Here is a 23,775-nt window from a genome sequence, read left to right on the forward strand (position 1 = left end):
GACTTGACCCCAATTTTATTTAGTCGCTGCGGAGGGCGGCGATAGGATCGAGGGCGGCGGCCTGGCGGGCGGGGAAGACGCCGAAGGCCAGACCTACGCCGACACATAGCAACACCGCTACGATCAAACTCAACGGTGACCAGGCGACCGACCAGCCAGCCAAGGCGGCGATGCTGTAGGCGGCGATTGCGCCCAGCATGACGCCCAGCAGGGCGCCGCTGACGGCGATGACCAGGGCTTCGGCCAGGAACTGTTCAATTACGTCCCGCCGCCGCGCGCCCAGTGCGCGCTTCAGGCCCACTTCACGCCGCCGCTCCAGCACGTTGGCGAGCATGATGTTCATGATGCCGATGCCGCCCACCAGCAACGATACCGCCGCGATCGAACTCATGACGATGGTGAAGATCCGCTGCGTCTGCTGGTTCTGGCGATACAGGCCCATCGGTACGATCAGGTTGGTGTCGTCGGCGCCGCCATGGCGCTGCGTGATCAATGCCTGCAGTACGCGCGCCGCGCTGTCGGGCGCGACGCCGCCGCCCAGGCGCACGCTGATGCCGTCCACCTCGTCCTCGATGCGCTTAAAGCTGAAGCGCGCGCGCCCCGTTTCCCACGCCACGAACAGGCGCTCGTCATCCAGCCCCAGCTTGACGCCTTCGAAGTCGGACTTGCTTTGCGCGCGGTCGGCCAGCACGCCGACCACTTCCAGCCACACGTGGTTGAGCTTGACCCGCTGGCCGATCGCCGCGCCGTCGCCGAACAGGGTGTGCGCCAGCCGCGCGCCAAGCACGCACACCGGCGCCAGCGTGGCGCCGTCCTGCGGTGCCAGCCAGCGGCCGGTGGCCACCCGCAGGCCGCCATGCGCCGCGTACGATGGCGAGACGGCGTAGGCGCGCCCGGCCACCACCTTGTCTCCCAGCACCAGCTGGTCCACCTTGATTTCCTTTTTCAACGCCACCGACTGCGCGCCCGGCACCACCGACAGCGCCGCGTCGGCGTCGGCGGCGGACAGGCCCAGCGAACGCGTGCGGATTTCCTTCAGCTGCTCGGGCTCGATGGCCTTACTTTCGATGAGCACGTTGTCCAGGCCCAGCTCGGCCACCAGCCGCAGCGCCTCGCGCTTGCTGCCCTCGCCCACCGCCAGCATGGCGACGATGGCGGCCACGCCGAAGATCATGCCCAGCAGCGTGAGCCCGGTGCGCAGCTTGCGCCGCAGCAGTTCGGTTACGGCCTCCCGTATCAAGGACATATTCATGACTTCACCGCCGTCGACGGCGGCAGCAGCACGATGCGCGCGCCGGCCGTCAGTCCGCTTTTGAGTTCGCTACGCACCGGGCCGCGCTGGCCCAGCTCGATCTTGTGCCGCACCGGCTTGCCCTGCTCGTCCGTGTAGACGGCGTAGCCCGCGCCTTCCTGCACCAGCGCCAGGTTGGGCACGGTCAGCGCGGCCGGCCGCGTCACCAGCTGCACGGTGCCGCGCAGCGCCTGGCCCGGCTTCAGGCCCAGCTTGACCGCGGCGTCGTTGGGGATGGCGGCGTCGAAGTCGCTGTACTTGACCGGCGAGTCGGTGGAGGTGGTGCTGGCGCTGCTGCCGACGCGCGTGATGGTCAGCGTCAGCGCGGTGCCGGTGCCGGCCAGCCGCGCCTGCACCGGCAGCCCGGCCTTCAGGCCGAAGGCCTGGCCCTCGGCCACGGTGAAGTGCGCCACCAGCTGGCGCAGGTCCGGCAGCATGCCGAATTCCTGCCCGGCCGACTGGTTGGAGCCGATCTCGGGCTTGGCGCCGTCCCAGCGCGGCACCAGCAGGAACACGCCGTCGTGCGGCGCCACCAGTTCCAGCGCGTCCAGGCTCTCACGGTTGCGCTTGGCTGTCTGCTCCACGCTGTCGCGCTGCGAGTGCAGCACCGCGTCCTGCGCGGCCGCGCGTGCCTTGGCCTGCCCGCCCTTCCAGTCCAGGTAGCCGCGCTTGGTGCTGAGGAAGCCGACGTCGGCCAGCGCGTCGAGGATGGTGTTGCGGGCGAAGATGGTCAGGTCGACCTTGGCGTAGTGTCGGCTCAGGTTCAGGTCGTCCTCGACCTTGGCGCGCTCGCCGGCCAGCGTGCTGCGCTCGACCGAGGCGTTGCCGGTGTTGCCGGCTTCGGCGATGGTCTTGCGCAGCAGTTCCAGCTCGGCCTGCGACAATTCCATGCGCGCCTGCGGCGCGTCGAAGCGCGCCACCACGTCGCCCTTGCGGACGGCGCTGCCGTCGGCCACCATGTCCACCAGCACGCGGCTTTTCCAACCGCTGCCGGGCACGGTCAGCGCGGTGCTGGCGGCGGCCTTGATTTCGCCGTCCACCGTCAGCGTTTCGGCCCACGGCCGCGCGGCCAGGGTTTCGACCGCGCCGGGTGCGACCGCCGCGTCGCCGCCGCAGCCGGCCAGCGCCAGCAGCATCAATGCCATGCAGGGTTTGTTCATTGCTTGCGTTCCTTGCCATGCGCGTCGGCCACCAGCACCGCTTGCACGGCGGCGCCCGGCTTGAGGCCGGCGGGCGCGCCGTCAAACTGCAGCTCGAGATCGCGCACGATGGTCGATTGCGCGGTGGATTTTCCATGGAAGGCGCGGCCCAGCGCCACCACGTGCGCGCTCAGCGCCTGGTTGGCGCCCGGCACGGTCACGCGGGCCTGCTGGCCGATCCGCACGTTCGACGCCTGCGCCTCCGGGATGGTGGCGTTGACGTACAGCTGGTCCGGGTCGGCCAGCGTGGCGACCGACAGCCCCATCCACACCTGGCTGCCGACGGCGAACTTCTCGCCGGAGAAGGTGGTGCGGTACATCACCAGTCCCTTGCGCGGCGCCAGCACGGTCAGCGCCGCCTGCCCCTTGGTCAGCGCGTCCAGTTGCTGCTGCAGGTCCGCCACTTCCGCCTGCAGGCCGGTGAGCTCGGCGCGACGTGCGCGGATCTGCACGGCGCGCTGCTCGACCGTCAGCTTGGCCAGCGCGGTCTTTTCCGTGCGTTCGATGACCAGCTTGTCGTAGTCGACGCGGCGTATCAGTTCCTTCGGCTGGCTGGCTTTGCGCTCGGCCTTTTCAGCGTTGCTTTGCGCCTCGGCCACGGCCAGCTCGCCGGCGCGGTCGGCCTCGGCCTGGTCGAGCTGCAGCTTTTCCAGCGCGCGCTGCTTTTCCCGCAGCTGGCCCTGATGCTGCATCAGCTGGGTGGTCACCTCGCCCGATTCGAATTGCGCGATCGGCTGGCCGGCATTGACCAGCGCGCCCTCGGGGGCGATGCTGGCCAGCTTGTATTGCCACACGTAGGGGATGGTGGGCGGCGATACCGGCAGCGCCTGGCGCGAGGCGATCTCGCCTTCGATGGCGAGCGGCTCGGCGGCGCTGGCCGGCTTGTGCGCGGCGTTCGCGGCGGCTGCCGCGGCGTGCGGTTCGGCGAACACACTCATGCCTGCCACCAGCGGCAGGCCGTGGCCTTCCGGCAGGGCGATCCTGACGCGGAAGTAGCGCCCGTTGCCCCAGCTGGCGCGCGCTTCCGGCGCGCTGGTGATGGACTTGATCTTGCCGGTCAATGCGGCGCCGGGCAGCGCGTCGAAGCGCAGGGCGAGCTCCTGGCCTTCGGACAGGTAGGGGCGGTCGGCTTCCAGCACCCAGGCGGTGGCCGCCATCTGGCCGTTGCCCTGCACCACGCCGGCGGCATTGCCCGGCCAGGCCGACGAGCCTTCCTCGAAGCGTTCGCCCTTCCACGGGCTGTAGCCGTGCACCACCACGCCGTCGCGCGTGGCGCGCACTTCGGACTGCTTGAGCTGGACGGTCTGGAAGGCCAGGTTGATCTGCATCTTCTTCACCTCCAGCTCGCCGTCCTCGCGCCGGCGCACCACCGATTGACGGTAGTTGTCGCGCGCTTCGAGCTTGACCGCCAGGTCGCGGGTGGCGCGGTCGAGCTCGGCCTGGTTGCGGTCGTAGTTCAGCGCGGCGATCTGCTGCTTGGGCAGCGCGGCGTCCACCTTGGCCTTGGCCAGCGCGGCTTCGGCGCTGATCAGTGCTTTCTCGGTGTCGATGGCGCCCGCTTCAAGAGTGGCGGTCTCGCGTTCAACGCGCGCGATGGTGCGGTCCAGTTCGGTCTTCAGGCGGTCGATGTTGGCGGCGCCGCCGGTTTCAATGCGCAGCACCAGGTCGCCGGCCTTGACCGGCGTGCCCTCGGCCACGAAGTTGCGCAGCACCAGCGGCGATGAGTTCGATGGCGGCACGACGATGGTTTGCGTGTCCAGCGCTTCCACTTCGCCGGTCAGCAGCACCGGGCGCGCTGCCGGGGCCGGCGCCGGCACGGCACCGGCGTTGCCCGGCGCGGCGCTGGCGGTCGAGGCGGCGGTGCCGCCGGACGACACGGCGGCGGCAATGCCGGCGGCCAGCAACGGCACGGCGCACAGCACGGCGATGGTGGAAGGCTTCAGGCGCGGCTTCATGCGCCCACCTCGTCGATGCGGCCGTCGCGCAGGTGGATGGTGCGCTGGGCGCCGGCGGCGATGGCGGGATCGTGCGTGACCAGCACCAGCGTCTGCCCGCCCGCATGCAATTCCTTCAGCAGCGCCAGCACGTCGGCGGCGCTTTTTGAATCGAGGTTGCCGGTCGGCTCGTCGGCCAGCAGCAGCGCCGGACGATTCAGCAGCGCGCGGGCGATCGCGGCGCGCTGCAACTGGCCGCCGGACAGCTGCCCCGGCAGGTGGCCGGTGCGCTCCCCCAGGCCGATGCGTTCCAGCAGCGCGACGGCGCGGCCGGCCGCATCCGGATCGGCCACGCGGGCGTAGCGCTGCGGCAGCAATACGTTCTCCAGCACGGTCAGGCGCGGCAGCAGATGGAAGGACTGGAACACGAAGCCGATGCGGCGGTTGCGCACCTCGGAGGCGGCGTCGTCGTCAAGCGCGCTGATCTCGTCGTCGGCCAGGCGGTAGCGGCCGCTGTCGGGACGGTCCAGCGCGCCGAGCACGTTGAGCAAGGTGGATTTGCCGGAGCCGGACGGCCCCATGATGGCGACGAACTCGCCGGGCGCGATGTGCAGGTCGATGCCGTCCAGCGCACGGATGTCATTGCCGCCCTGGCGGTAGGTCTTACGGATCTCGCGGAGCTCTATCATCGGCGCAGTATCTCCGCCGATGATAGATTTGTCAATTCACTAATTTGTCTTTTAGTGTAACAATTTTTACCACGCTTATTCGACCGTGACCTCCATCCGGTTGTCGCGCGAAACGCGGTCGATCATCTTGTTGTACGGATCGACGCCGACCTCGAACGGCTGCTCCTTGACCGTCACCGTCACCACTGGATCGCTGCCCTGCAGCACGCGCTTGTCGGTGAACAGCACGCGCTCGTCGCGCTCCTTGGCGCCCTTGTCGCGCGCGAACACCGCGATCTCCACCGGCTCGTCGTACACGCGCGGCGTCTCCTTGCCCTTGCCATCGGCCTCCATCTTGGCCAGGTGCAGCGTCATCGTCACGTCCCACTGGCCATCCGCGCGCTTGTGGGCCTTGGCCTCGGTCACGCGGTTGTCGTAGAAGACGATCTTCTCGAACAGGTCGGTGATCAGCGCCTGCTTGTCCTGCGGCGCCTCGGCGCGGATGTAGGACAGCAATTCGCGGCTGGTGGTGTACGGCGGCTGCTGGTAGGCCTTGTCGGTCAGGAAGCGCTTCAGCGCGCGGTTGAGCGCGGCCTCGCCGATCTCGTCGCGCAGGCGGTAGAACACCAGGCTGCCCTTGCGGTAGTGGATGTACTGCTGGTTCTCCACGCGCAGCAGCGGCTGCTCCTCGACCAGCTCGCCGCCGCGGTCGCTCAGGTAGCGGTCCAGCTCGAAGCGCAAAAAGCGGCGCAGCTTGTCGCGGCCGTAGGCCTTCTCCATCACCATCATCGCCGAGTACTGCGCCAGCGATTCGATCAGCATGGTCGAGCCCTGCATGTTGGCGCTGACCGCCTGGTGGCCCCACCACTGGTGTGCCATCTCGTGCGCGGTGACGTAGTAGACGTAGTCGATGTCGTCCTTGCTGCGCAGGTCGGCGATGAAGCCTATCGATTCCGAATACGGGATGGTGTTGGCGAACGATTGCGCGAAGCTCTGGTAGTTCGGGAACTCCAGCACCCGCACCTGCTTGTGCTGGTAGGGCGTGAAGTTGGCCTCGAAGTAGTCGAGCGACTTCTGCGCCGAGGTGATCATGCGGTCGACGTTGTAGGCGTGCTTGCTGTCGTAGTAGATCTCGATCGGCAGGCCGTGCCACTCGCCCTTGCGCACGTCCCAGCGGGCCGACAGGTAGGCGAAGAACGGCACCATCGGCCGGTCCATCTTGTAGTGGAAGTAGCGGCGGCCGTTCTGCTCCCAGCGCTTCTGCAGGTAGCCGGGGGCGATGGCGATCTGGTCGGCGCTGGTGGAGACGGTGGTCTCGAAGTTGATCCAGTCCGCCTCGTCGCTGAAGACGGCGTTGGCGCGCGCCTTCTCGTCCTCCAGCTTGGGCATGCGCACCGGCTCGCCCAGGCCGCGCTTGCGGCGCTCGTTGCGGTCGGTCAGCTCGCCCTGGTGGTTGTAGCCGAAGTGCGGGAAGAAGGTGAAGTTGTCGAAGAAGGTGCCGTTCAGGTTGACGCGGTCCGGCGCGCCGCTGTTGGTGAAGCCCTGGTTGCGCACGTCGACGTGGAAGGACAGGTCCAGCTTGGCGCCGGGCGCCAGCGGCTGCGCCAGCTTGACGATGCTGAAGCCGGCCACCTTGTCGTCCAGTTCCATCGTGTGCGGCGGCAGGTTGTCGAAGCGCGTTTCCAGGTCGGGATTGACCTGGATGCGCAGCACGTCGAGCGGCGCGCCGGTCTTGTTCTCCATCTGGTAGCGGCCGTGGATCGCCACCCGGCGCTCGGCCGGGAAGATGTCGACGTCGGCGCTGATGTCGGTCACGCGCGGCTGCGGCAGGTCGATGTAGCGGCGGTACAGTTTTTCGTAGCGGGCTTGCTTGTCCATCACCACGTCGGACGCCTCGTACTTGTTGAGCACGTTGGTGTTGTAGAAGATCCAGGCGCCGCTGCCGACGAAGCCGGCCAGCAGCGTGGCCAGCGCGAAGCCGGACGGCCCCTTCAGGCGCGCGGCCGCCAGCTGCGCGCGCTGGCGCCATGGACGCGCCAGTCCGCGCACCCAGAACGCCTGCGCCAGCACCAGCAAGGCCAAGGTGAACAAGCCCCAGTAGACGCCGAACCATGACCAGCCCTTGAGGAAGTGGCCGTAGCCGTTCATGTCCGAATAGCGCAGGCCGGGCAGCGAGGCGAAGTTGTACAGGTTGTGGTCGAAGTGCATGACGCTCAGCACGATCTGCGACACCATCAGCACGATCACCAGCAGGTAGCCGAGGAACTTGTTATTGGTCAGCACTTGCAGCACCAGGGCCATCAGGCCCATCAGCACGAAGAACGCCGACTCCAGCAGCAGGCCTTTCAGGTACAGGCCCACTTCGATCGGCGTGCCGCCCTTGACCAGCTGGAAGCACACGGCCGCCACCATGCCGGTCAGCAGGAAGCCGAAGATGACGCCGATCAGCGCGATGCTCTTGGCCAGCAGCGGCGCCCAGTCCGGCACGGGCATGGCGTCGCTGACGTCGGCGATTTTGGCCTGGCGTTCCTTGAAGATCAGCTCGCCGGCGTAGAAGGTCAGCACGATGATCAGCATGAAGTTGAATGCGCTGGCCAGCGTGCGCAGCATCAGCCCGGTGACCGGATACACGGTGGTGCCGAAGTTGGTGCCGGCCTGGCTGGCCGCGCCGACGAAGTTGAGCACGCCGAACAGCAGCATCACCAGGAAGGGCACGCTCTTGAACACGCCCACAGCGTCGAAGCGCAGGATGTGCCAGCACTGGCGCCATCCGGTCAACGCGTCGAAGTGCGCGACCGTGCGCGGCAGCGCCACGTTGGACGGCGCCGCCGCCACCGGGGCGGCCTGCTTGGCCTTGCCGAACAGGCGGCGGCCGGTGCCGGCGCGCTGCGGCTTGAACAGCGCCAGCGTGGCGCCGAAGAACACCAGCGCCACCGCCAGCCACAGCGCGCGGTTGGCCAGCAGGAAGCCGCTGAACGGCGGCAGGCCGGCGTTCGAATCGGCGGTCGAGAAGTAGCGGGTGGCGCGGCCGAAGGCGCGCACGCCGAACGGGTCGAGCAGCACGGCGGTCCACTCGTTGTTGATGTCGCGGGTGAACACGCCGGCCACGATCCACAGCACGAAGAAGCCCAGCACGCCGACATACACCAGCATCATCGAGCGCGTGGTGGACGCCAGCAGCATCAGCAAGGCGCCGACGAACACCAGGTTGGGAATGACGAAGAACGCGAAGCCCCACAGGTAGGCGAACAGCGGCTGCGGGCCGACGCGGGCGGTGTCGACCCACGGCATCACCGAGCCAATCAGCATGCCGGCGGCGATCAGCACGAAGATGCACACGCAGGCGGCCAGGCCGGCCAGGAAGCGCCCGGCCAGGTACTGGTACTTGCGCATCGGCGTGGCGAACAGCATGTCGGAGATGCCGACCTCGCTGTCGCGCAGCACTGCGCCGGCGATGAAGACGGTGACGATGAAGGTCGCCACCACGGTGAACGAGCCCAGCATCTGCGCCACGACCACCGGCGCGTTGCGGTGCACATTGCCGATCGCGCCGCCGACCTGGACGGCGTCGCTGGTGGCGGCGCCGAAGGCCATCAGGCCGAGGATCAGGCCGGTGACCCACAGCAGCGGCTGGCGCAACTGGTAGCGCAGGTCGAACTTAAAGAATTCCATCAACATGGCGCGCCCCTCAGACGGTGGCGGCCGCGTTGGCGGCGGCGCTGCGCACGTGCAGGAAGTAGACGTCCTCCAGGTCCGGCTCGACCTGGATGAAGCCGTCGTCCGGCTGGCTGTCGGCGAACACATTGATCTGCGGCTTGCCGCCGACCAGGCGGGTGTGCAGGACGTTCATGCGCTGCTGGTATTCCGGCAGCGCCTCGGCGCTGACGCTGCGGCGCCAGACCTTGCTGCGCAGCGTGTCGATGGTGGCCTGCGGCTCGCCCTGCAGCCGCACCTCGCCCTTGACGATCAGCGCCATGCGCGGGCACAGGTCGGTGACGTCGGCCACGATGTGGGTCGACAAAATCACCACCACCTGCTCGCCGATCTTGGCCAGCAGGTTGAGGAAGCGGTTGCGTTCGTCGGGGTCGAGGCCGGCGGTGGGTTCGTCGACGATCACCAGCCGTGGCGAGCCGAGCAGCGCCTGGGCGATGCCGAAGCGCTGGCGCATGCCGCCCGAAAAGGTGCCCAGGCCGCGCTTGCGCGCTTCCCACAGGTTGGTCTGCTGCAGCAGCGCCTCGACCGCCTCCTTGCGCTCGCCGCGCGCGGTCAGGCCCTTGAGCACGGCGAAGTGGTTCAGCAGCACCTCGGCCGTGACCTTGGGGTAGACGCCGAAGTCCTGCGGCAGGTAGCCGAGCTGGCGGCGCAGCGCCTCGGGCTGGGCCAGCACGTCGAGGCCGTCGAAATGGATGGTGCCACTATCGGGATCCTGCAGCGTGGCGATGGTGCGCATCAGCGACGACTTGCCGGCGCCGTTGGGGCCCAGCAGGCCGAACATGCCGTTCGGGATGTCCAGGGTGACGTCGTTGATGGCCTTGACGCCGTTGGCGTAGGTCTTGCTCAGCTGTTTGATCGATAGCATGGAACGCACTCTCCTGATAGGGGACGGACGGGGTCCGCGACAAGATTACTTTAAAATAAAGTTGTCAAGCTATCGGGAGTTTGCGACCAACGGCGAAAATCGGGGGGTGAAACGTAGTTTTTTGGCAAATCAGCGGCCGGCGCCGCGCGTGTACTCGGGGAACATTTCCTTCAGCAGGAAGGCGATCAATTCCTTCTCGTCCTCCTTGCGCGCGCTCAGCGTGACCACCTTGCCCAGGCGGCGTGAATCCCATTCGAAGTCGCCCGGCTTTTCCTTGCGGATGATCTTGACCATTTCCTTGGCCACGGCGGTTTCGATGTCCTGCTCGGCGCCCTGCTCGACGTGGATCTGCTGCAGCCAGCGGCGCTTGAAGTTGGTGTTCCAGCCGCGGAACTTGACGTCGGCGCTGTGGTAGCTCTTGTCGACCGAGAAGATGCCGCCGGTGTCGTCCTTGTCGGCGCCGCTGGTGCGGCCCTGCGCGCCGGCGATGTTGGCCTTGGCGATGCGCAGCGAACGTTCGCTGTCGCTCTCGGTCGGCGCCGCTGGCGCCGGTTGCGGGTTGTTGGCCTCGCGCGCGGCGCGGCGCTTGGCGATCATCTCGGACATGTCCTGCTCGGGCGGCGGCGTCATGGTGGCCTGCACCGGCGGCACATAGGTTTCCAGCTTGGGCCGGATGGCGGCCGGCGCGTCCTTGGCGGCGACCTGCTTGCGCGGCGGTGGCGGCTTGGCCTTGGCCACCTCGGTCTTCTTGGGTTCCGGCGTGGGCTTCTTGGTCGCCTTCTCCGGCAGCGGCGCGATGTAGACCATCACCCCGCCCTTGGGCGGCGCGGCGTGGGTGGGCTTGGGCGTGGGCGACAGGAAGTAGTACAGCACGCCCAGCAGGTGAAGCGCGATCGAGATGCCGATGCCGATGCGGTTGGACTTCGATTTGCGATCCCATGCGGCGAACCGCTCCCCGGCCTCAGGCAAACGCTGGCCGCACGTTTCGCAATATTCGGAATTTGCAGAAAGTATATGGGAATCGTGATGCAAAATAGCAAACCTTGAACGGAACGACGTCGAGAAAATGCGGCCATAGTGCCAGAGTCCCGCATTTTTGGGAACCGCTGTGCAAGGCCATGATAACGCGCCGGACGGCGGCGCGTACGCTCCAGGAAAAGGTAGCTTACAAGTTCCACGTCTTGACGGGTGTTACCGTATGTATCAACCGGCTTTACAAAGTGACGTGTGGCAAGGCCGCCGGGGACGCCGGAACGGCGGCGTGGCGGGTCTCCGGCAGCGGGATGGCGTCCATGCGGGCCAGCATGGCGTGCACGCACAGGTCGGCGTCCAGCACCTGGCGCGAGCGCATTCCGGGCCGTGGCAGGGCGTGCGTGTAGTAGTGCGCGCCCTCGGCCAGGTAGCCCAGCACCCACAGGTTGCGGGACGGCCGGCCGAAGTCGTCGCGCGGCTGGCCGGCGGCGTCGATGTCCAGTCCGCCGGGGTGGTAGGAGCCGTTGTAGTACGGCCGCGCCAGCCCACGTTTCAGCACATTACGGATGAGTAAGGAATCGTCCAGCTCGGGCAAAAAGGCGTCCAGGCGGGCCACGACCAGCACATCGGCCTGGTGCTGGACCACGCTGTCGCCGAACCTGGTGCTCAGCGCGTAGCGCGCGTTCTGCTCGTCGAGCCCGACCGTGCAGCCGGGGCCGGAGGCGATCTCGATCACGCCCGCGTCCAGCAGCGCCAGCAGTTCCTGGTTGCGGCGCAGCGGCGGCCCGAAGGCGACCCGGTTGATGGCCGGGTGGTAGACCTCGAGGAAGCGGCGGTGCGAGGCCGGCGTCAGCCCGCCGTGCTCGACCGCCGCCTGCAGCGTGGCGCGCACGTCGCGCAGCACGTCGGTGGCGGCCTTGACGGCGCTGCCGACGTTGCCCAGCAGGGCCTCGGCCAGGTCGTCGCGCAGCCAGCCGGTGAAGAACTGGCGGAACTCTTCCAGCGAATCGAACTCGCTTCCGCGCAACGGGAACAGCAGCTGGTCGATCAGCGCGCTGTCGTCGGCCGACAGCATGTAACGGGCGGGATCGATGGCGGCGCCGCCGGGCGCCGCCGTCGCCAGCGTGTTGCGGTAGACCCAGCCCATCTCGCGCTTGAGCAGGGGCAGCAGCTCGCGCTCGAAGTCCAGCTGGCGGCTGCCGCGCGAGGCCAGCGCCAGGCGGCGCAGCGCCTCCACCGCGTCCGGCGTGAAGTAGCGCGGCTGGTGGCGGCCGTCCAGTCCCTTCTGGTTGACGCCGCGCGCGGCGGCCGGCAGGCAGTGACGCGAGCACAGCGTCAGCTGCGGCTCGGCGCCCGAGCGCTCGTAGCGCAGGCCGTCCCCGTCCTGCACGAAGGCGCCGCCCCGCCCCACCGTCAGCTCGGCAATGACGTCGTGCGCGCTCAGGCCCAGGCCCTGGATGGCGACGCGGGTGCCGGCGCCGATGCCGTCGAGCCGGGTCAGCGGATAGGCGTGGCGCACAAAGGCCAGCCGGCTGTTGTGGCGCGCATGCTCCTGCGCGAAGGCGGCCAGCATGTCGTCCATCGCGCTGGGCTGGTTGCGGCCGTGGCCGGTGGTCAGCACGACGAAGTCGCTGTGCACCAGGTAGCCGGTTTCCAGCTCGACGGTGTGGCGGCCATCCGGCTGGCGCCACAGGTCGGTGGCGCGCAGCCGGTGGTGGGTCAGGCGCACGCTGGATGGCAGCGCGGCGGCGATCTGGCGATAGCCCCAGGCCAGGTATTCGCCCAGCAGGCTGCGCGGCAGGTAGTCGGCTTCGGTGATCTCGGCGCCGCCGTGTTCGCCGAGGCGGTAGTAGCGCTCGCCGACGCGGCGGTAGCCCTGCTGGCGCGCCCAGGTGGTCAGCGAGGGTGTGGCGCACACCGGCGCGTGCTGCACCGCGCCCGGCGCGGGAAACAGCGTGACCTGGCTGGCGATGGTGTTGATCAGCAGATGCTGCGGCTGGCGCGTGCTGTGCACGCCGGGACCGCAGTCGCCAGGTTCGATCAGGTTGATGTCGAGCGGCAGCTGCAGGCTGGCGGCGGCCGCCGCCAGGCGTTCAAAAGCGCTGAGCCCGCGAGGGCCCATGCCGATGATGGTGACACTGTGGCGTTTCATCTGTATCCGTCCTTTTATTATGGGCAACTTGCCCATAATAAATAGACGATCTTCAGAGCAACTTGTGACCGCTCAATGCTTGACGGTGTTCACGGCCTTCAGTGGTACGGCGTGCACACCCGGCGCGGGCGGCACGTCGCCGGCCACCAGCTCCTCGTCGCTCATCGGGCCGGTGCCGCTGTACTTGTCGAGGAACAGGTAGATGACCGGCGTGATGTACAGCGTGATCACCTGCGAGAAGATCAGGCCGCCCACCACGGCCAGGCCCAGCGGCTGGCGCAGCTCGGCGCCGGCGCCCAGGCCCAGCGCGATCGGCAAGGCGCCCATCAGCGCGGCCATGGTGGTCATCATGATCGGACGGAAGCGCAGCACGCAGGCTTCGCGGATCGCCTCGGCCGGCGTGCGGCCCTCGTTGCGCTGCACGTGCAGCGCGAAGTCGATCATCATGATGGCGTTCTTCTTGACGATACCGATCAGCATCAGGATGCCGATGATGGCGATCATCGTCAGGTCCAGGTTGAACAGGCGCAAGGTCAGCAAGGCGCCCACGGCGGCCGACGGCAGGCCGGCCAGGATGGTCAGCGGGTGGATGTAGCTCTCGTACAGCACGCCCAGCAGCACGTAGATCACGCCCAGCGCGGCGATGATCAGGATCAGCTGGCTGCCCTGCGAGCTCTGGAACACCGCCGCGTCGCCGCCGTAGTTGGTGATGATCGACGGCGGCAAATGCATCTCCATGCCCATCTGGTCGATCTTGGCGGTGGCCTTGCCCAGCGGGACATCCGGCGCCAGGTTGAACGACAGCGTGATCGCCTGCAGCTGGCCCTGGTGGTTGACGGCGGTCGGGCCGATGGTGCGCTCGACCGTGGCAAAGCTGGACAGCTGCACCAGGTTGCCGCTCTTGTTGCGCACCGAGATGCGGGTCAGCGCGTCGTCGAACTGGCGGTCGGCGGTGGCCGCCTCCAGGATCACGTAATAGCTGGCGGCCGGCGAGTAGATGGTCGACACTTGCCGCTCGCCGAAGGCCAGGTAGAGCGCGGTGCGGATGTCGCCGATGGCCACGCCGAGGTTGTTGGCCTTGTCGCGGTCGATCTTCAGCGAGGCTTGAAGGCCCTTGTTCTGCGAATCGCTGGTGACGTCGCGGAAGTCGGGATCGGCGCGCAGCTTGTCGAGGTACTTTTGCGCCCAGTCGTTGAGCGCGCCGGGGCTGACCGATTGCAGCGTGTACTGGTAGCGGCTCTTGGACTGGCGTCCGCCCAGCTGCAGGTTTTGCACGGGACTCAGGTAGACCGAGATGCCGGCCACCGACTTGGTGGCCTTGCGCAGGCTGTCCAGCACTTGCGGCATCTTCTGGCGCTGGCCACGCGGCTTGAGCACCAGGAACATGCGGCCGCTGTTGCCGCCGCCGACAAACGAGGTCACGTCCTGCACGTTGGGGTCGGCCTTGATGACGGCCGCCACGCGCTCCTGCAACTCCATCAGCGAGGACGAGGAGATGTCTTCCGAGGCCTCGGTGTTGACGCGGATCTGGCCCAGGTCCTCCTCGGGGAAGAAGCCCTTGGGGATGGTCACGTACAGCACCGCCGTCAGCGCGAAGGTGCCGATCGCCGCCAGCAGCACGATGTAGCGGTGGTGCAGCGCGATGTCCAGCGTGCGCACATAGCCGTTGCGCAGCGCGGTGAAGCCGGTCTCGAACCAGCGGCCGATGAAGCCGCCCTTGTCGTGCTCGGGATCGATGGCGTCGGCCGGCAGCAGGCGGCTGGCCAGCATCGGCACCAGCATCAGCGACACCGCCGCCGACACCAGCACCGACAGCGCCACCACCACGGCGAATTCATGGAACATCAAACCGATCACGCCGGGCATGAAGAAGATCGGGATGAACACGGCCACCAGCGAGACCGAGATCGAGATGATCGTGAAGCCCATTTCCTTGGCGCCCACCAGCGAGGCCTGCAGCGGCTTCTTGCCGAGCTCGATGTGGCGCACGATGTTCTCCAGCACCACGATGGCGTCGTCCACCACCAGGCCGACCGCCAAGGTGATGCCGAGCAGGGAGACGTTGTCGAGGCTGTAGCCGAAGGCGTACAGCAAGGCCAGCGCGCCCAGCAGCGAGATCGGCATCGTGATGGCCGGGATGAAGGTGGCGGCCGCGCGGCGCAGGAACAGGAAAATCACCAGCACCACCAGGAAGATGGTCAGCAGCAGCGTCAGGTTGACGTCGTGGATGGCTTCGCGGATCGACACCGAGCGGTCGTTGACCAGGTTGATGTTGATCGAGGCCGGCAACTGGTTCTTGAAGCGCGGCAGCAGGCGGCGCACGCCGTCCACCACTTGCACGGTGTTGGCGTCCGGCTGGCGCTGCACCAGCAGCACGATGGAGCGCTCGCCGTTGTAGCTGCCGGCGGTCTTGACCGACTGGAAGCTGTCCTCCACCGTCGCCACGTCCTTCAGGCGCACCGGCTGGCCGTTGCGCTGGGCGACGATGAGCTCGGCGAACTCGGAGGCCTTCATCAGCTGGGCGTTGCCCTGGATGGTCAGCGTCTGGCTCGGGCCGTCGAGGATGCCCAGCGGCGTGTTGGCGTTGGCCGACTTGATCGCCTGCTGCAGTTCATCGAGCGTCAGGTTGCGGGCGTTCATCAGCTCGGACTTGGCGCGCACGCGCACGGCGAAACGCTTCTGGCCGTTGACGCTGACTTGCGCCACGCCGGGCAAGGTCGACAGGCTCGGCGCGATCAGGTTCTCGGCGTAGTCGTTCAGCTCGGCCAAGGTCAGCGATGGCGAGTTCATCGTCATGAACAGCACAGGCGCGTCGGCCGGGTTGACCTTGCGGTAGGACGGCAGGTCGGTCATCTCGATCGGCAACTGGCGCTGGGCGCGCAGCAGCGCGGCCTGCACGTCCACCGCCGCCTCGTTGACGTTGACGCTGGGGTCGAACTCCAGGGTCAGCGAGGAATTGCCCAGCGTGTTGGTGGAGGTGATCAGCGACAGGCCGGCGATGGTGGAGAACTGCTTCTCCAGCGGCAGCGCGACGGACGAGGCCATCGTGTCCGGCGCGGCGCCCGGCAGGTCGGCCGAGACGTTGATGACTGGCGTGTTGTAGCTCGGCAGCGCGGCGACCGGGATATAGAAGTACGACAGCACGCCGGCCAGGATCAGAGTCAGCGACAGCAGCACCACCATCACCGGCCGGCGGATGCACAACTCGGAGAGGTTCATCGCTTAGCCCTTTTGTTTGGTCGTGTCGGCGGGCTTGTCGGCGCCGGCGATGCGCACCTTGCCGCCCGGCCGCAGGTTCTGCTTGCCGTCGACGATGACTTGCTCAGTGCCGCTCAGGCCGGTCACGGCGGCGTTGTCGCCGAACGAGTACACGCGTTTGATGTTGACCACCTTGGCGGCGTGGTCGGCGTCGACCGCGTAGATGAAGGTGCCGCGCGTGTTGCTGATGATGGCGTTCTGCGGGATCACCATGGCATCCTTCAACACCTGCGAGACCAGCTTGGTGTTGACGTACTGGCCGGGCCACAGCCTGGTGTCCTTGTTGTCGAACTGGGCCTTCACGCGGATCACGCCGGCGACCGGATCGACCGTGTTGTCGATGAAGCTCAGCGCGCCACTGATCTCCTGGCCGCCGCCCTGCACCACCTTGACCGGCACCGGCCCTTCATGCTGCGCCTGCAGCAGGCCGGCCAGCGCCGACTCCGGCAGCGTAAAGGCGACGTTGATCGGATCGAGCTGGGTGATGGTGGTCAGCGACGTGGCCAGCTGCACCAGGCTGCCCGGATAGACGTTGATGGCGCCGACACGGCCGCTCATCGGCGAGCGGATCGCGGTGTAGCTGGCGTCGACGCCCACCGAGCGGGCGGCGGCGATGTCGGCCTGCAGCAGCGCGCGCGCCGAGTCGACCTGGCTCTTCAGCGTGTCGACCGCACCCTGCGCGATGAAGCTCTTGGCCAGCAGTTCCTGCGCGCGCTTGTACTGGCGCTCGTAGTCGGCCAGCGCGGCCTGGTCGCGCGCGACCTGGGCCTGGGCCTTGTCGAGGTTGGCGCGCTCGCTGCGGTCGTCCAGCGTGAACATCAGCTCGCCCGATTTGACGAACTGCCCTTCCTTGATGTGCACCTTGGCGATGGTGCTGGTGGTTTGCGGATGCAGGTCCACCGTGCTGATCGGCGTGACAGTGCCGTTCGCTTGCAGCACCACGGGCACATCCTGGCGCACCGGGGCGATCACGCTGACGGTGGTCGGGCCTTGCTGGCCCTGGCCCTGCCCCTTCGGCGGCTCGGCCGTTTGATGCGTCGCGTACCAGACGCCGCCACCGACCACGGCGATGGCGCCGACCAGCACTGCTAAGGAAGATTTTTTCATTATTTTTTAAACTAGGTTTACTGTCGAAAAACATTACCACCCTGGACAAGGCGGAATATTGTCGCACAGTATTTACTGGAAAAACCGCGCCCTGCGGATTCAGGCGCCGGCGTAGTATTCCGGCACGATCAGCGTCACCTCCAGGCCGCCCTCGGCGTGGTTGGCCAGCATGACATTGGCGCCGTGCTGCTCGGCGATGTTGCGGGCGATGGTCAGGCCCAGGCCGGTGCCACCGGACTCGCGCGAGCGCGAGGTTTCGATGCGATAGAACGGTTCGAATACGCGCGCCATCTGGTCCGGGTCGATGCCGGGGCCGCCGTCGCGGATGCGGATGCGCGCCGCGCCCACCATGCGCTCGACCGTGACGTTGGCGTAGTGGCCGTACTTGACGGCGTTGTCGATCAGGTTGACCAGGCAGCGGCGGATCGCCATAGGCCGGCCCATCAGCGCCATCGCCGCGCGCCCGCGCAGCTCGACCGGCTGGCCGCCGTCGGTGGCGTCGCTGCAGACGCTGTCGAGCAGCGCGTCGAGATCCAGCGCCTGCATGGTTTCGGTGGTGTCCATGCTGCGCGCCAGGTCCAGGCCTTCCTTGACCATCTGCTGCATCGCCGACAAGTCTTCGATCAGGCGCTGCTGCAAATCGTGGTCGCTGACTTTTTCCAGCCGCAGGCGCAGGCGGGTGAGCGGCGTCTGCAGGTCGTGGGTGATGGCGGCCAGCATCTGCGTGCGCTGCATGATGTGCTGGCGGATGCGCGCCTGCATGGCGTTGAAGGCGGCGCTGGCCTGGCGGATCTCGACCGCGCCGCTCAGCGCGACCGGCGCGTGGTTGATGTCGTTGCCCAGGTCCTTGGCGGCCTGCGCCAGGCGCTTGAGCGGACGCACCGTCATGCGCGTGACCAGGTAGGCCAGCGCGGCGATGCAGAGCAGGAAGGGCAGGATGGCCAGCAGCTCGCTATGGCTGGACGGCGGCGGCGCGCGCGGCGGCAGCACCGACAGCTTGAGCACCTGGCCGTCGTGCAGGCGCACGTTCATGGTCTCGCAGGTGCCGCGCCATTGGCTCGGCGCGAAGATGTTGCTGCTCTTGCGCGGCAGGTCGCAAACGGCCGGGTGCTCGGCCAGCGGTGCCAGCTGGTAGCCGTCGCCCAGGCGCTGCTGCAGGGTGGCGGAGAATTCGGTCGGCGGCAGGCCCGTGGCCAGCGGCTGGTCGGTGGCCTGCAGCTTGACGGTGCCGCGCGTGGCCATGCGCAGGTAGGTCGGGCGCGAGGCCTCGGGCAGCACGTCGGCGGTGGTGATCAATTGTTCGGCGCGCTCGAGCGCGTGGAAGTCGCGGTAACGCTCCAGCGCGCGCACGCGCTCGCCCACGGCCAGCCACTGGGTCAGCGCCGCCGAGGCGACGATACCGAGCAGCAGGATCAGGAACACCCGCCCGGTCATCGAGCCGAAGAAAGCTTTCACGCCTGCGACTCCACGGTGACGGTGCCGGCCAGCACGTAGCCGCCGTTGCGCACGGTCTTGATGATTTGCGGCAGGCGCGCGTCCTCGCCCAGCTTCTGGCGCAGGCGGCTGATCTGGATGTCGATCGAGCGGTCGAACGGGTCGGCGTCGCGGCCCTGGGTGAGGTTGAGCAGCTGGTCGCGGTTGAGCACGCGGTTCGGGTGCTCGAGGAAGACCTTGAGCAGGCGGAACTCGGCGCCCGACAGCATGATGACGATGCCGTCCGGGTTGAGCAGGTGGCGCGCGGTCAGGTCCAGCGTCCAGCCGGAGAAGCGCATCAGCTGCGCCTTCTCGGCGCCGCTGCCGACCGGCATGGCGTTGCTGCGCCGCAGGACGCTGCGGATGCGCGCCAGCAGCTCGCGCGGCTCGAACGGCTTCGGCAGGTAGTCGTCGGCGCCCATTTCCAGGCCGAGGATGCGGTCCAGCGGCTCGTTGCGGGCGGTGAGCATGATGACCGGCAGTGTGGAGTGGGCGCGCAGCTTGCGGCACAGGGTCAGGCCGTCGTCGCCGGGCAGGTTGAGGTCGAGCACGACCAGTTCGGGGCGGGCTTCGTCGAGCAGCTTCCACATGGCGGCGCCGTCGGCGGCGCACAGGGCGCGGTAGCCGTTCGATTCGAGGTAGTCGGCCAGCAGGGTGCGGATGTCGCGATCGTCGTCGACGATCAAGATAGTTGATGTGGGTTCCATATGCTAATTATCCCCAGTTAGCCGGCGCGTGACCAATCACCAATTGTATCGTCTTGTATATCTCTCCAGTGACGAAACATCTGGATACAAAATCCGCAAACTGCGAAACTTCGTGGCAACCTTGCGCTGCCACTATGGGTTCAAGCGCGCTGCCCGTGCATCGCGATACTCAACTTTCAACGATAGAGGAACGACCATGAACGTCTTACGCAAAAGCATATTGATCGGTTTTACCGTGGTGGGCATGGCGGCGGCGCAGGCCCAGATGCAGATGGACAATGCGGCTCCGGCGGCCGGCCGCCACGGCGCCACCGTCAACCGCGAGCAGATGCAGGCCAAGATGGCGGAGATGTTCGCCAAGCGCCAGGCCAAGCTGCACGACCTGTTGAAGCTGACCGCGCAGCAGGAGTCGGCGTGGGCAAGCTACCAAGCGGCGATCGCGCCGGCCGCGACCGGCGGCATGATGCCGGACCGCGCGGCCATCGCCCAGATGTCGGCACCCGACCGCCTGGCCAAGATGCTTGACCTGAGCAAGCAGCACCAGGCCAAAATGGAAGCCCACCTGACCGCGCTGACGGCGTTCTACAGCCAGCTGACGGCCGAGCAGAAAGCCATCTTCGACGACCACACAATGGGCGGCGCACATGGCGGGCATGCCGGTCCGCGTGGCGGCTGGCACAGCCACGGCGGCTGAGCCTTGGGTTCCGGCTAGTTCAGGCGTGACAGGGATGCGGTGAATTTCGCCGCATCCTGGAAGCCGATGACGCGGGCGCCGTCGATTTCCCTGCCCTGCTTGTCGAACAGGATGATGCCCGGCGGGCCGAACAGGCCGAAGCGTTTCAGCATGGCTTTGTCGTCGGCGTCGTTGGCGGTCACGTCCACCTGCAGCAGCAGGGTGTTGGCCAGCTTGGCGCGCACCTGCGGATCGACGAAGGTCAGCTTTTCCATTTCCTTGCAGGACACGCACCAGTCGGCATAGAAGTCCAGCATAACGGTGCGGCCGCCGGTCTGGGCCAACAGCGCGTCCAGCTGCTGCACGGTCTTGATGCGCTGGAATGCCAACGTTTCATGCTTGGCGCCCAGGTGGGCCAGCGGCGCCAGCGGATCGCGTCCGCCGCTGGCCACGCCCACCAGTTGCATCAGGCCCAGCACGGCGGCGATGACGCCGGCCGACTTGGCCAGCCACTTGCCGCGGTGCGTCAGCAGGTAGACGCCGTAGGCACCCAGCAGCACAACCCAGCCCAGCATCTGCACGGCCGGCGGCAGTACCGGCGACACCAGCCACCAGCCCATCGCCAGCATCAGCACGCCGAAGAAGCGCTTGACGGCATCCATCCACATGCCGGCGCGCGGCAGCAAGGCGCCGGCCGACACGCCCACCAGTATCAGCGGCACGCTCATGCCGACCGCCAGCGCGAACAGCGCGCTGCCGCCCATGACGACGTCGCGGCTCTGGCTGATGTAGAGCAGCGCGGCTGCCAGCGGTGCGGCCACGCACGGGCCGACGATCAGCGCGGAGATCGCGCCCATCACGAATACGCCAGCCAGCTTGCCGGAAGATTGACGGTTCGACACCGTGCTCAGTTTCGATTGCAGCGCGGCCGGCACTTGCAGTTCGTAGTAGCCGAACATCGACAGCGACAGCGCGGCCATCAGCAGGGCAAAGGAGCCCAGCACCCAGGCGTTCTGCAGCGCGGCGTTCAGGCCCGCGCCCGCGAGGCCGGCGGCCACGCCCAGCGCGGTGTAGACGATGGCCATGCCGAGCGAGTACGCGACCGACAACACCAGGCCGCGCGCGCGGCTGGTGTTGGCGCCTTCGCCGACGATGATGGAGGACAGGATGGGCACCATCGGCAGCACGCACGGCGTGAACGACAGGCCCAGGCCCAGCAGCGCGAACAGCGGCAGGATCAGCAACAGCCTGCCTGACTTGAGGGCGGCTTCGAGACGGCCGGCGTCATCGGCCGGCGCGGTGGCCGCGACTGGCGGCGTCAGCGGCGGCAGGACGGTGGTGATTGGCTCGGGGATGGCGCGGATGGTGACGCCCGGGGTCACCGCGGCGGGCTTGCCTTCGCCGATGGCTGCGCTGGGCGCCGCGGTCGCGCCGGCGGCGGCTGGCGTGGTGCCGGCCGGCGTGGCCGGGACGGCGCTCGTCGCGGCGGCGGTTGCGGCCTGAATCGGGACGGCTGCACGCGCCGTGACCTGGTTGCCGCCGGCCGTGTTCGCGGGAGCGCCGGCGGACGCGCCGGGCAGCGGCACCGAACCGCTGCCGACCAGCGAGGCCTTGTATTCCTGCGGCGCGTAGCACAAGCCCTTGTCCGAGCAGCCCTGCCCGATCGCCGTCAGCGTGAACGGACCGTCGGCCTCGACCGGCATGGTCATGGTGACGCTCTTGCGGTAGGTCTCGACGTTCTTCTGGAAGGTCTCGTCGAAGTGCACGGTGCCGGCCGGGATGGACAGCGCGCCCAGCTTGGCGCCGGTGGCGCTGAACTTGAAGCGCTCGCGGTACATGTAGTAGCCGTCGGCGATCTGGAAGCTGACCGACAGCGTATGGCCGTCGACCATGCGGGCCGAGAACTTGAAGGCCACATCGGGTTCCAGGAAGCCGTCGTCAGCCAGCGCGGGGCGCGCCGTCAACAGGGCGATCAGCGACAGCAAGGACAGGAAAAGGCGGGCGATACGCAGCATGGGTTTTCTTTCGACGAAACGAGCACCAGCATAGTACACCTGGCTTAGTTTTCGCGCCTGAGAGCGACCTTAAGCCCGGACATAAAAAAAGCCAGGCTGAGCCTGGCTTTTTCGTAACGCGGTGACAACTGCGAAGATTACTCTTCTGCGGTTGGAGCTGCGTCGATGTCGGTGACTTCTGGACGGTCCATCAGCTCAACGTAAGCCATAGGAGCGTTGTCGCCAACACGGAAACCCATTTTCAGGATGCGCAGGTAGCCGCCGTTGCGGTTTGCGTAGCGTGGACCCAGTTCTGCGAACAGCTTCAGAACCATTTCACGATCGCGCAGACGGGAGAATGCCAGACGCTTGTTAGCCAGGGTGTCGGTCTTGCCCAGGGTCAGGATCGGCTCAACTACGCGGCGCAGTTCTTTAGCTTTTGGCAGCGTGGTTTTGATGGCTTCATGACGCAGCAGGGAAACGGTCATGTTGCGCAGCATTGCCAGACGGTGGGACGAGGTACGGTTCAGTTTACGGAGGCCGTGACGGTGACGCATGGTACTTCCTTTCAGGTGTTTAAATCCGAGTTCTTCGATCGCTCACGTTTGACGGAGAGCGCGGACCGGTTCTAGGGATAACGCCCGGCACAACATGTGACGGGCGGGTACAGCAAATCAGTTGGCAACAGGGCAGAACATCGCTACGCGATGTCCAGCACTGTCACCCAATCTGTTATTTTTCCAGACCAGCAGGCGGCCAGTTTTCCAGCTTCATGCCCAGGGTCAGGCCGCGGGAAGCCAGCACTTCCTTGATTTCGTTCAGGGACTTGCGGCCCAGGTTCGGCGTCTTGAGCAGTTCGTTTTCCGAACGCTGGATCAGGTCGCCGATGTAGTAGATGTTTTCCGCTTTCAGGCAGTTGGCCGAACGCACGGTCAGTTCCAGGTCGTCCACTGGACGCAGCAGGATCGGATCGACCAGCGGTGCGCGCGAAGGAGCTTCAGCAGCGGCTTCGGTGCCTTCCAGGGCGGCGAACACGTTCAGTTGATCGACCAGCACGCGGGCCGATTGACGGATCGCTTCTTCCGGCGAGATGACGCCGTTGGTTTCGATGTTGATGATCAGCTTGTCCAGGTCGGTACGCTGTTCCACGCGAGCGGACTCGACGAAGTAGGAAACGCGGCGCACTGGCGAGAACGATGCATCCAGAATGATGCGGCCGATGGTCTTGTTGGTGTCTTCGGACAGGCGGCGGACGTTACCTGGCACATAGCCACGGCCTTTTTCCACTTTGATCTGCATGTCCAGTTTGCCGCCGGCGGTCAGGTGGGCGATCACGTGGTCCGGATTGATCAGTTCCACGTCGTGTGGCAGATCGATGTCCGAAGCCAGGATGGCGCCTTCGCCTTCCTTTTTCAGGGTCAGGGTGACGGAGTCACGGTTGTGGACTTTGAAGACCACGCCCTTCAGGTTCAGCAGCAGGTCAACGACGTCTTCCTGGACGCCGTCGAGCGACGAGTATTCGTGTACAACGCCCGCGATCGTCACTTCGGTCGGCGCGTAGCCCACCATCGACGACAGCAGTACGCGGCGCAGCGCATTACCCAATGTATGGCCATAGCCGCGTTCGAACGGCTCCATCACTACTTTAGCGTGGCCGGCGCCCAGCGCCTCTACATCGATAATACGTGGCTTCAACAGACTGTTTTGCATGTAAATGTCCTTTTCAATACCCTCGGCGCGTTAGGCCGATAAGGCTGATGGCATTAGT

The 23,775-nt window shown here is 66.9% G+C and carries 16 protein-coding genes; 1 reads left to right on the forward strand and 15 read right to left on the reverse strand.

The window, feature by feature from the left end:
- Nucleotides 1–19 precede the first annotated feature (19 nt).
- From ACUJB0_RS16355 to ACUJB0_RS16410, 12 genes are all read right to left on the reverse strand, one after another.
- Nucleotides 20–1,252: an ABC transporter permease gene (locus ACUJB0_RS16355; protein ID WP_444846151.1), complete on the reverse strand. Its 1,233-nt coding sequence runs from the start codon at nt 1,250–1,252 to the stop codon at nt 20–22.
- On the reverse strand, nt 1,249–2,451 hold the full coding sequence (locus ACUJB0_RS16360; RefSeq protein WP_444846152.1) for an efflux RND transporter periplasmic adaptor subunit: 1,203 nt from the start codon (nt 2,449–2,451) through the stop codon (nt 1,249–1,251). Before ACUJB0_RS16360 ends, ACUJB0_RS16355 begins: the two co-directional genes overlap by 4 nt.
- A complete protein-coding gene (locus ACUJB0_RS16365) occupies nt 2,448–4,445 on the reverse strand; it encodes an HlyD family secretion protein (RefSeq protein WP_444846153.1) in 1,998 nt (665 codons plus the stop codon). Before ACUJB0_RS16365 ends, ACUJB0_RS16360 begins: the two co-directional genes overlap by 4 nt.
- Nucleotides 4,442–5,113, reverse strand: a complete 672-nt coding sequence (locus tag ACUJB0_RS16370; protein ID WP_444846154.1) for an ABC transporter ATP-binding protein — start codon at nt 5,111–5,113, stop codon at nt 4,442–4,444. The genes ACUJB0_RS16365 and ACUJB0_RS16370 overlap by 4 nt, the downstream gene beginning before the upstream one ends.
- Before the next feature lie 75 nt (nt 5,114–5,188).
- Nucleotides 5,189–8,770 carry a M1 family aminopeptidase gene (locus ACUJB0_RS16375; protein ID WP_444846155.1) on the reverse strand — a complete coding sequence of 1,194 codons (3,582 nt, stop codon included), beginning with the start codon at nt 8,768–8,770 and terminating at the stop codon, nt 5,189–5,191.
- A 10-nt stretch (nt 8,771–8,780) separates the two neighbouring features.
- Nucleotides 8,781–9,671 carry an ABC transporter ATP-binding protein gene (locus ACUJB0_RS16380; protein WP_444846156.1) on the reverse strand — a complete coding sequence of 297 codons (891 nt, stop codon included), beginning with the start codon at nt 9,669–9,671 and terminating at the stop codon, nt 8,781–8,783.
- 129 nt (nt 9,672–9,800) lie between these two features.
- Nucleotides 9,801–10,640, reverse strand: a complete 840-nt coding sequence (locus tag ACUJB0_RS16385; protein WP_444846157.1) for a hypothetical protein — start codon at nt 10,638–10,640, stop codon at nt 9,801–9,803.
- A gap of 244 nt (nt 10,641–10,884) precedes the next feature.
- Complete coding sequence (locus ACUJB0_RS16390) at nt 10,885–12,795, reverse strand: FAD/NAD(P)-binding protein (RefSeq protein WP_444846158.1); 1,911 nt, start codon at nt 12,793–12,795, stop codon at nt 10,885–10,887.
- Between the two features lie 72 nt (nt 12,796–12,867).
- Nucleotides 12,868–16,014 carry an efflux RND transporter permease subunit gene (locus tag ACUJB0_RS16395; RefSeq protein ID WP_444846159.1) on the reverse strand — a complete coding sequence of 1,049 codons (3,147 nt, stop codon included), beginning with the start codon at nt 16,012–16,014 and terminating at the stop codon, nt 12,868–12,870.
- A 3-nt stretch (nt 16,015–16,017) separates the two neighbouring features.
- Entirely contained in the window at nt 16,018–17,160 is a 1,143-nt protein-coding gene (locus ACUJB0_RS16400) for an efflux RND transporter periplasmic adaptor subunit (RefSeq protein WP_444846160.1), read from the reverse strand.
- 99 nt (nt 17,161–17,259) lie between these two features.
- The gene (locus ACUJB0_RS16405) at nt 17,260–18,615 is read right to left on the reverse strand and encodes an ATP-binding protein (RefSeq protein WP_444846161.1); all 1,356 of its coding nucleotides are present in this window, start codon (nt 18,613–18,615) and stop codon (nt 17,260–17,262) included.
- Nucleotides 18,612–19,340 (reverse strand): response regulator, encoded by a 729-nt coding sequence (locus ACUJB0_RS16410; protein WP_117014453.1) that lies wholly within the window; start codon nt 19,338–19,340, stop codon nt 18,612–18,614. The genes ACUJB0_RS16405 and ACUJB0_RS16410 overlap by 4 nt, the downstream gene beginning before the upstream one ends.
- 196 nt (nt 19,341–19,536) lie before the next feature.
- Here ACUJB0_RS16410 and ACUJB0_RS16415 point away from each other — a divergent pair, with 196 nt between their 5' ends.
- On the forward strand, nt 19,537–20,034 hold the full coding sequence (locus ACUJB0_RS16415) for a Spy/CpxP family protein refolding chaperone (protein ID WP_444846162.1): 498 nt from the start codon (nt 19,537–19,539) through the stop codon (nt 20,032–20,034).
- Nucleotides 20,035–20,048: 14 nt separating this feature from the next.
- On the opposite strand, the gene dsbD is transcribed toward ACUJB0_RS16415, so the two are convergent.
- The 3 genes from dsbD to ACUJB0_RS16430 form a co-directional block, all read right to left on the reverse strand.
- Nucleotides 20,049–22,028, reverse strand: coding sequence for a protein-disulfide reductase DsbD (gene dsbD, locus ACUJB0_RS16420; RefSeq protein ID WP_444846163.1), 1,980 nt, complete (start codon nt 22,026–22,028; stop codon nt 20,049–20,051).
- A 137-nt stretch (nt 22,029–22,165) separates the two neighbouring features.
- The gene (gene rplQ / locus ACUJB0_RS16425) at nt 22,166–22,564 is read right to left on the reverse strand and encodes a 50S ribosomal protein L17 (RefSeq protein ID WP_008444345.1); all 399 of its coding nucleotides are present in this window, start codon (nt 22,562–22,564) and stop codon (nt 22,166–22,168) included.
- A gap of 175 nt (nt 22,565–22,739) precedes the next feature.
- Nucleotides 22,740–23,717, reverse strand: a complete 978-nt coding sequence (locus ACUJB0_RS16430; protein WP_008444343.1) for a DNA-directed RNA polymerase subunit alpha — start codon at nt 23,715–23,717, stop codon at nt 22,740–22,742.
- Nucleotides 23,718–23,775 lie beyond the last annotated feature (58 nt).

Origin of the sequence: Duganella caerulea, from assembly GCF_040362985.1 — a bacterium.
Taxonomy (GTDB): domain Bacteria; phylum Pseudomonadota; class Gammaproteobacteria; order Burkholderiales; family Burkholderiaceae_D; genus Rugamonas; species Rugamonas vulcania.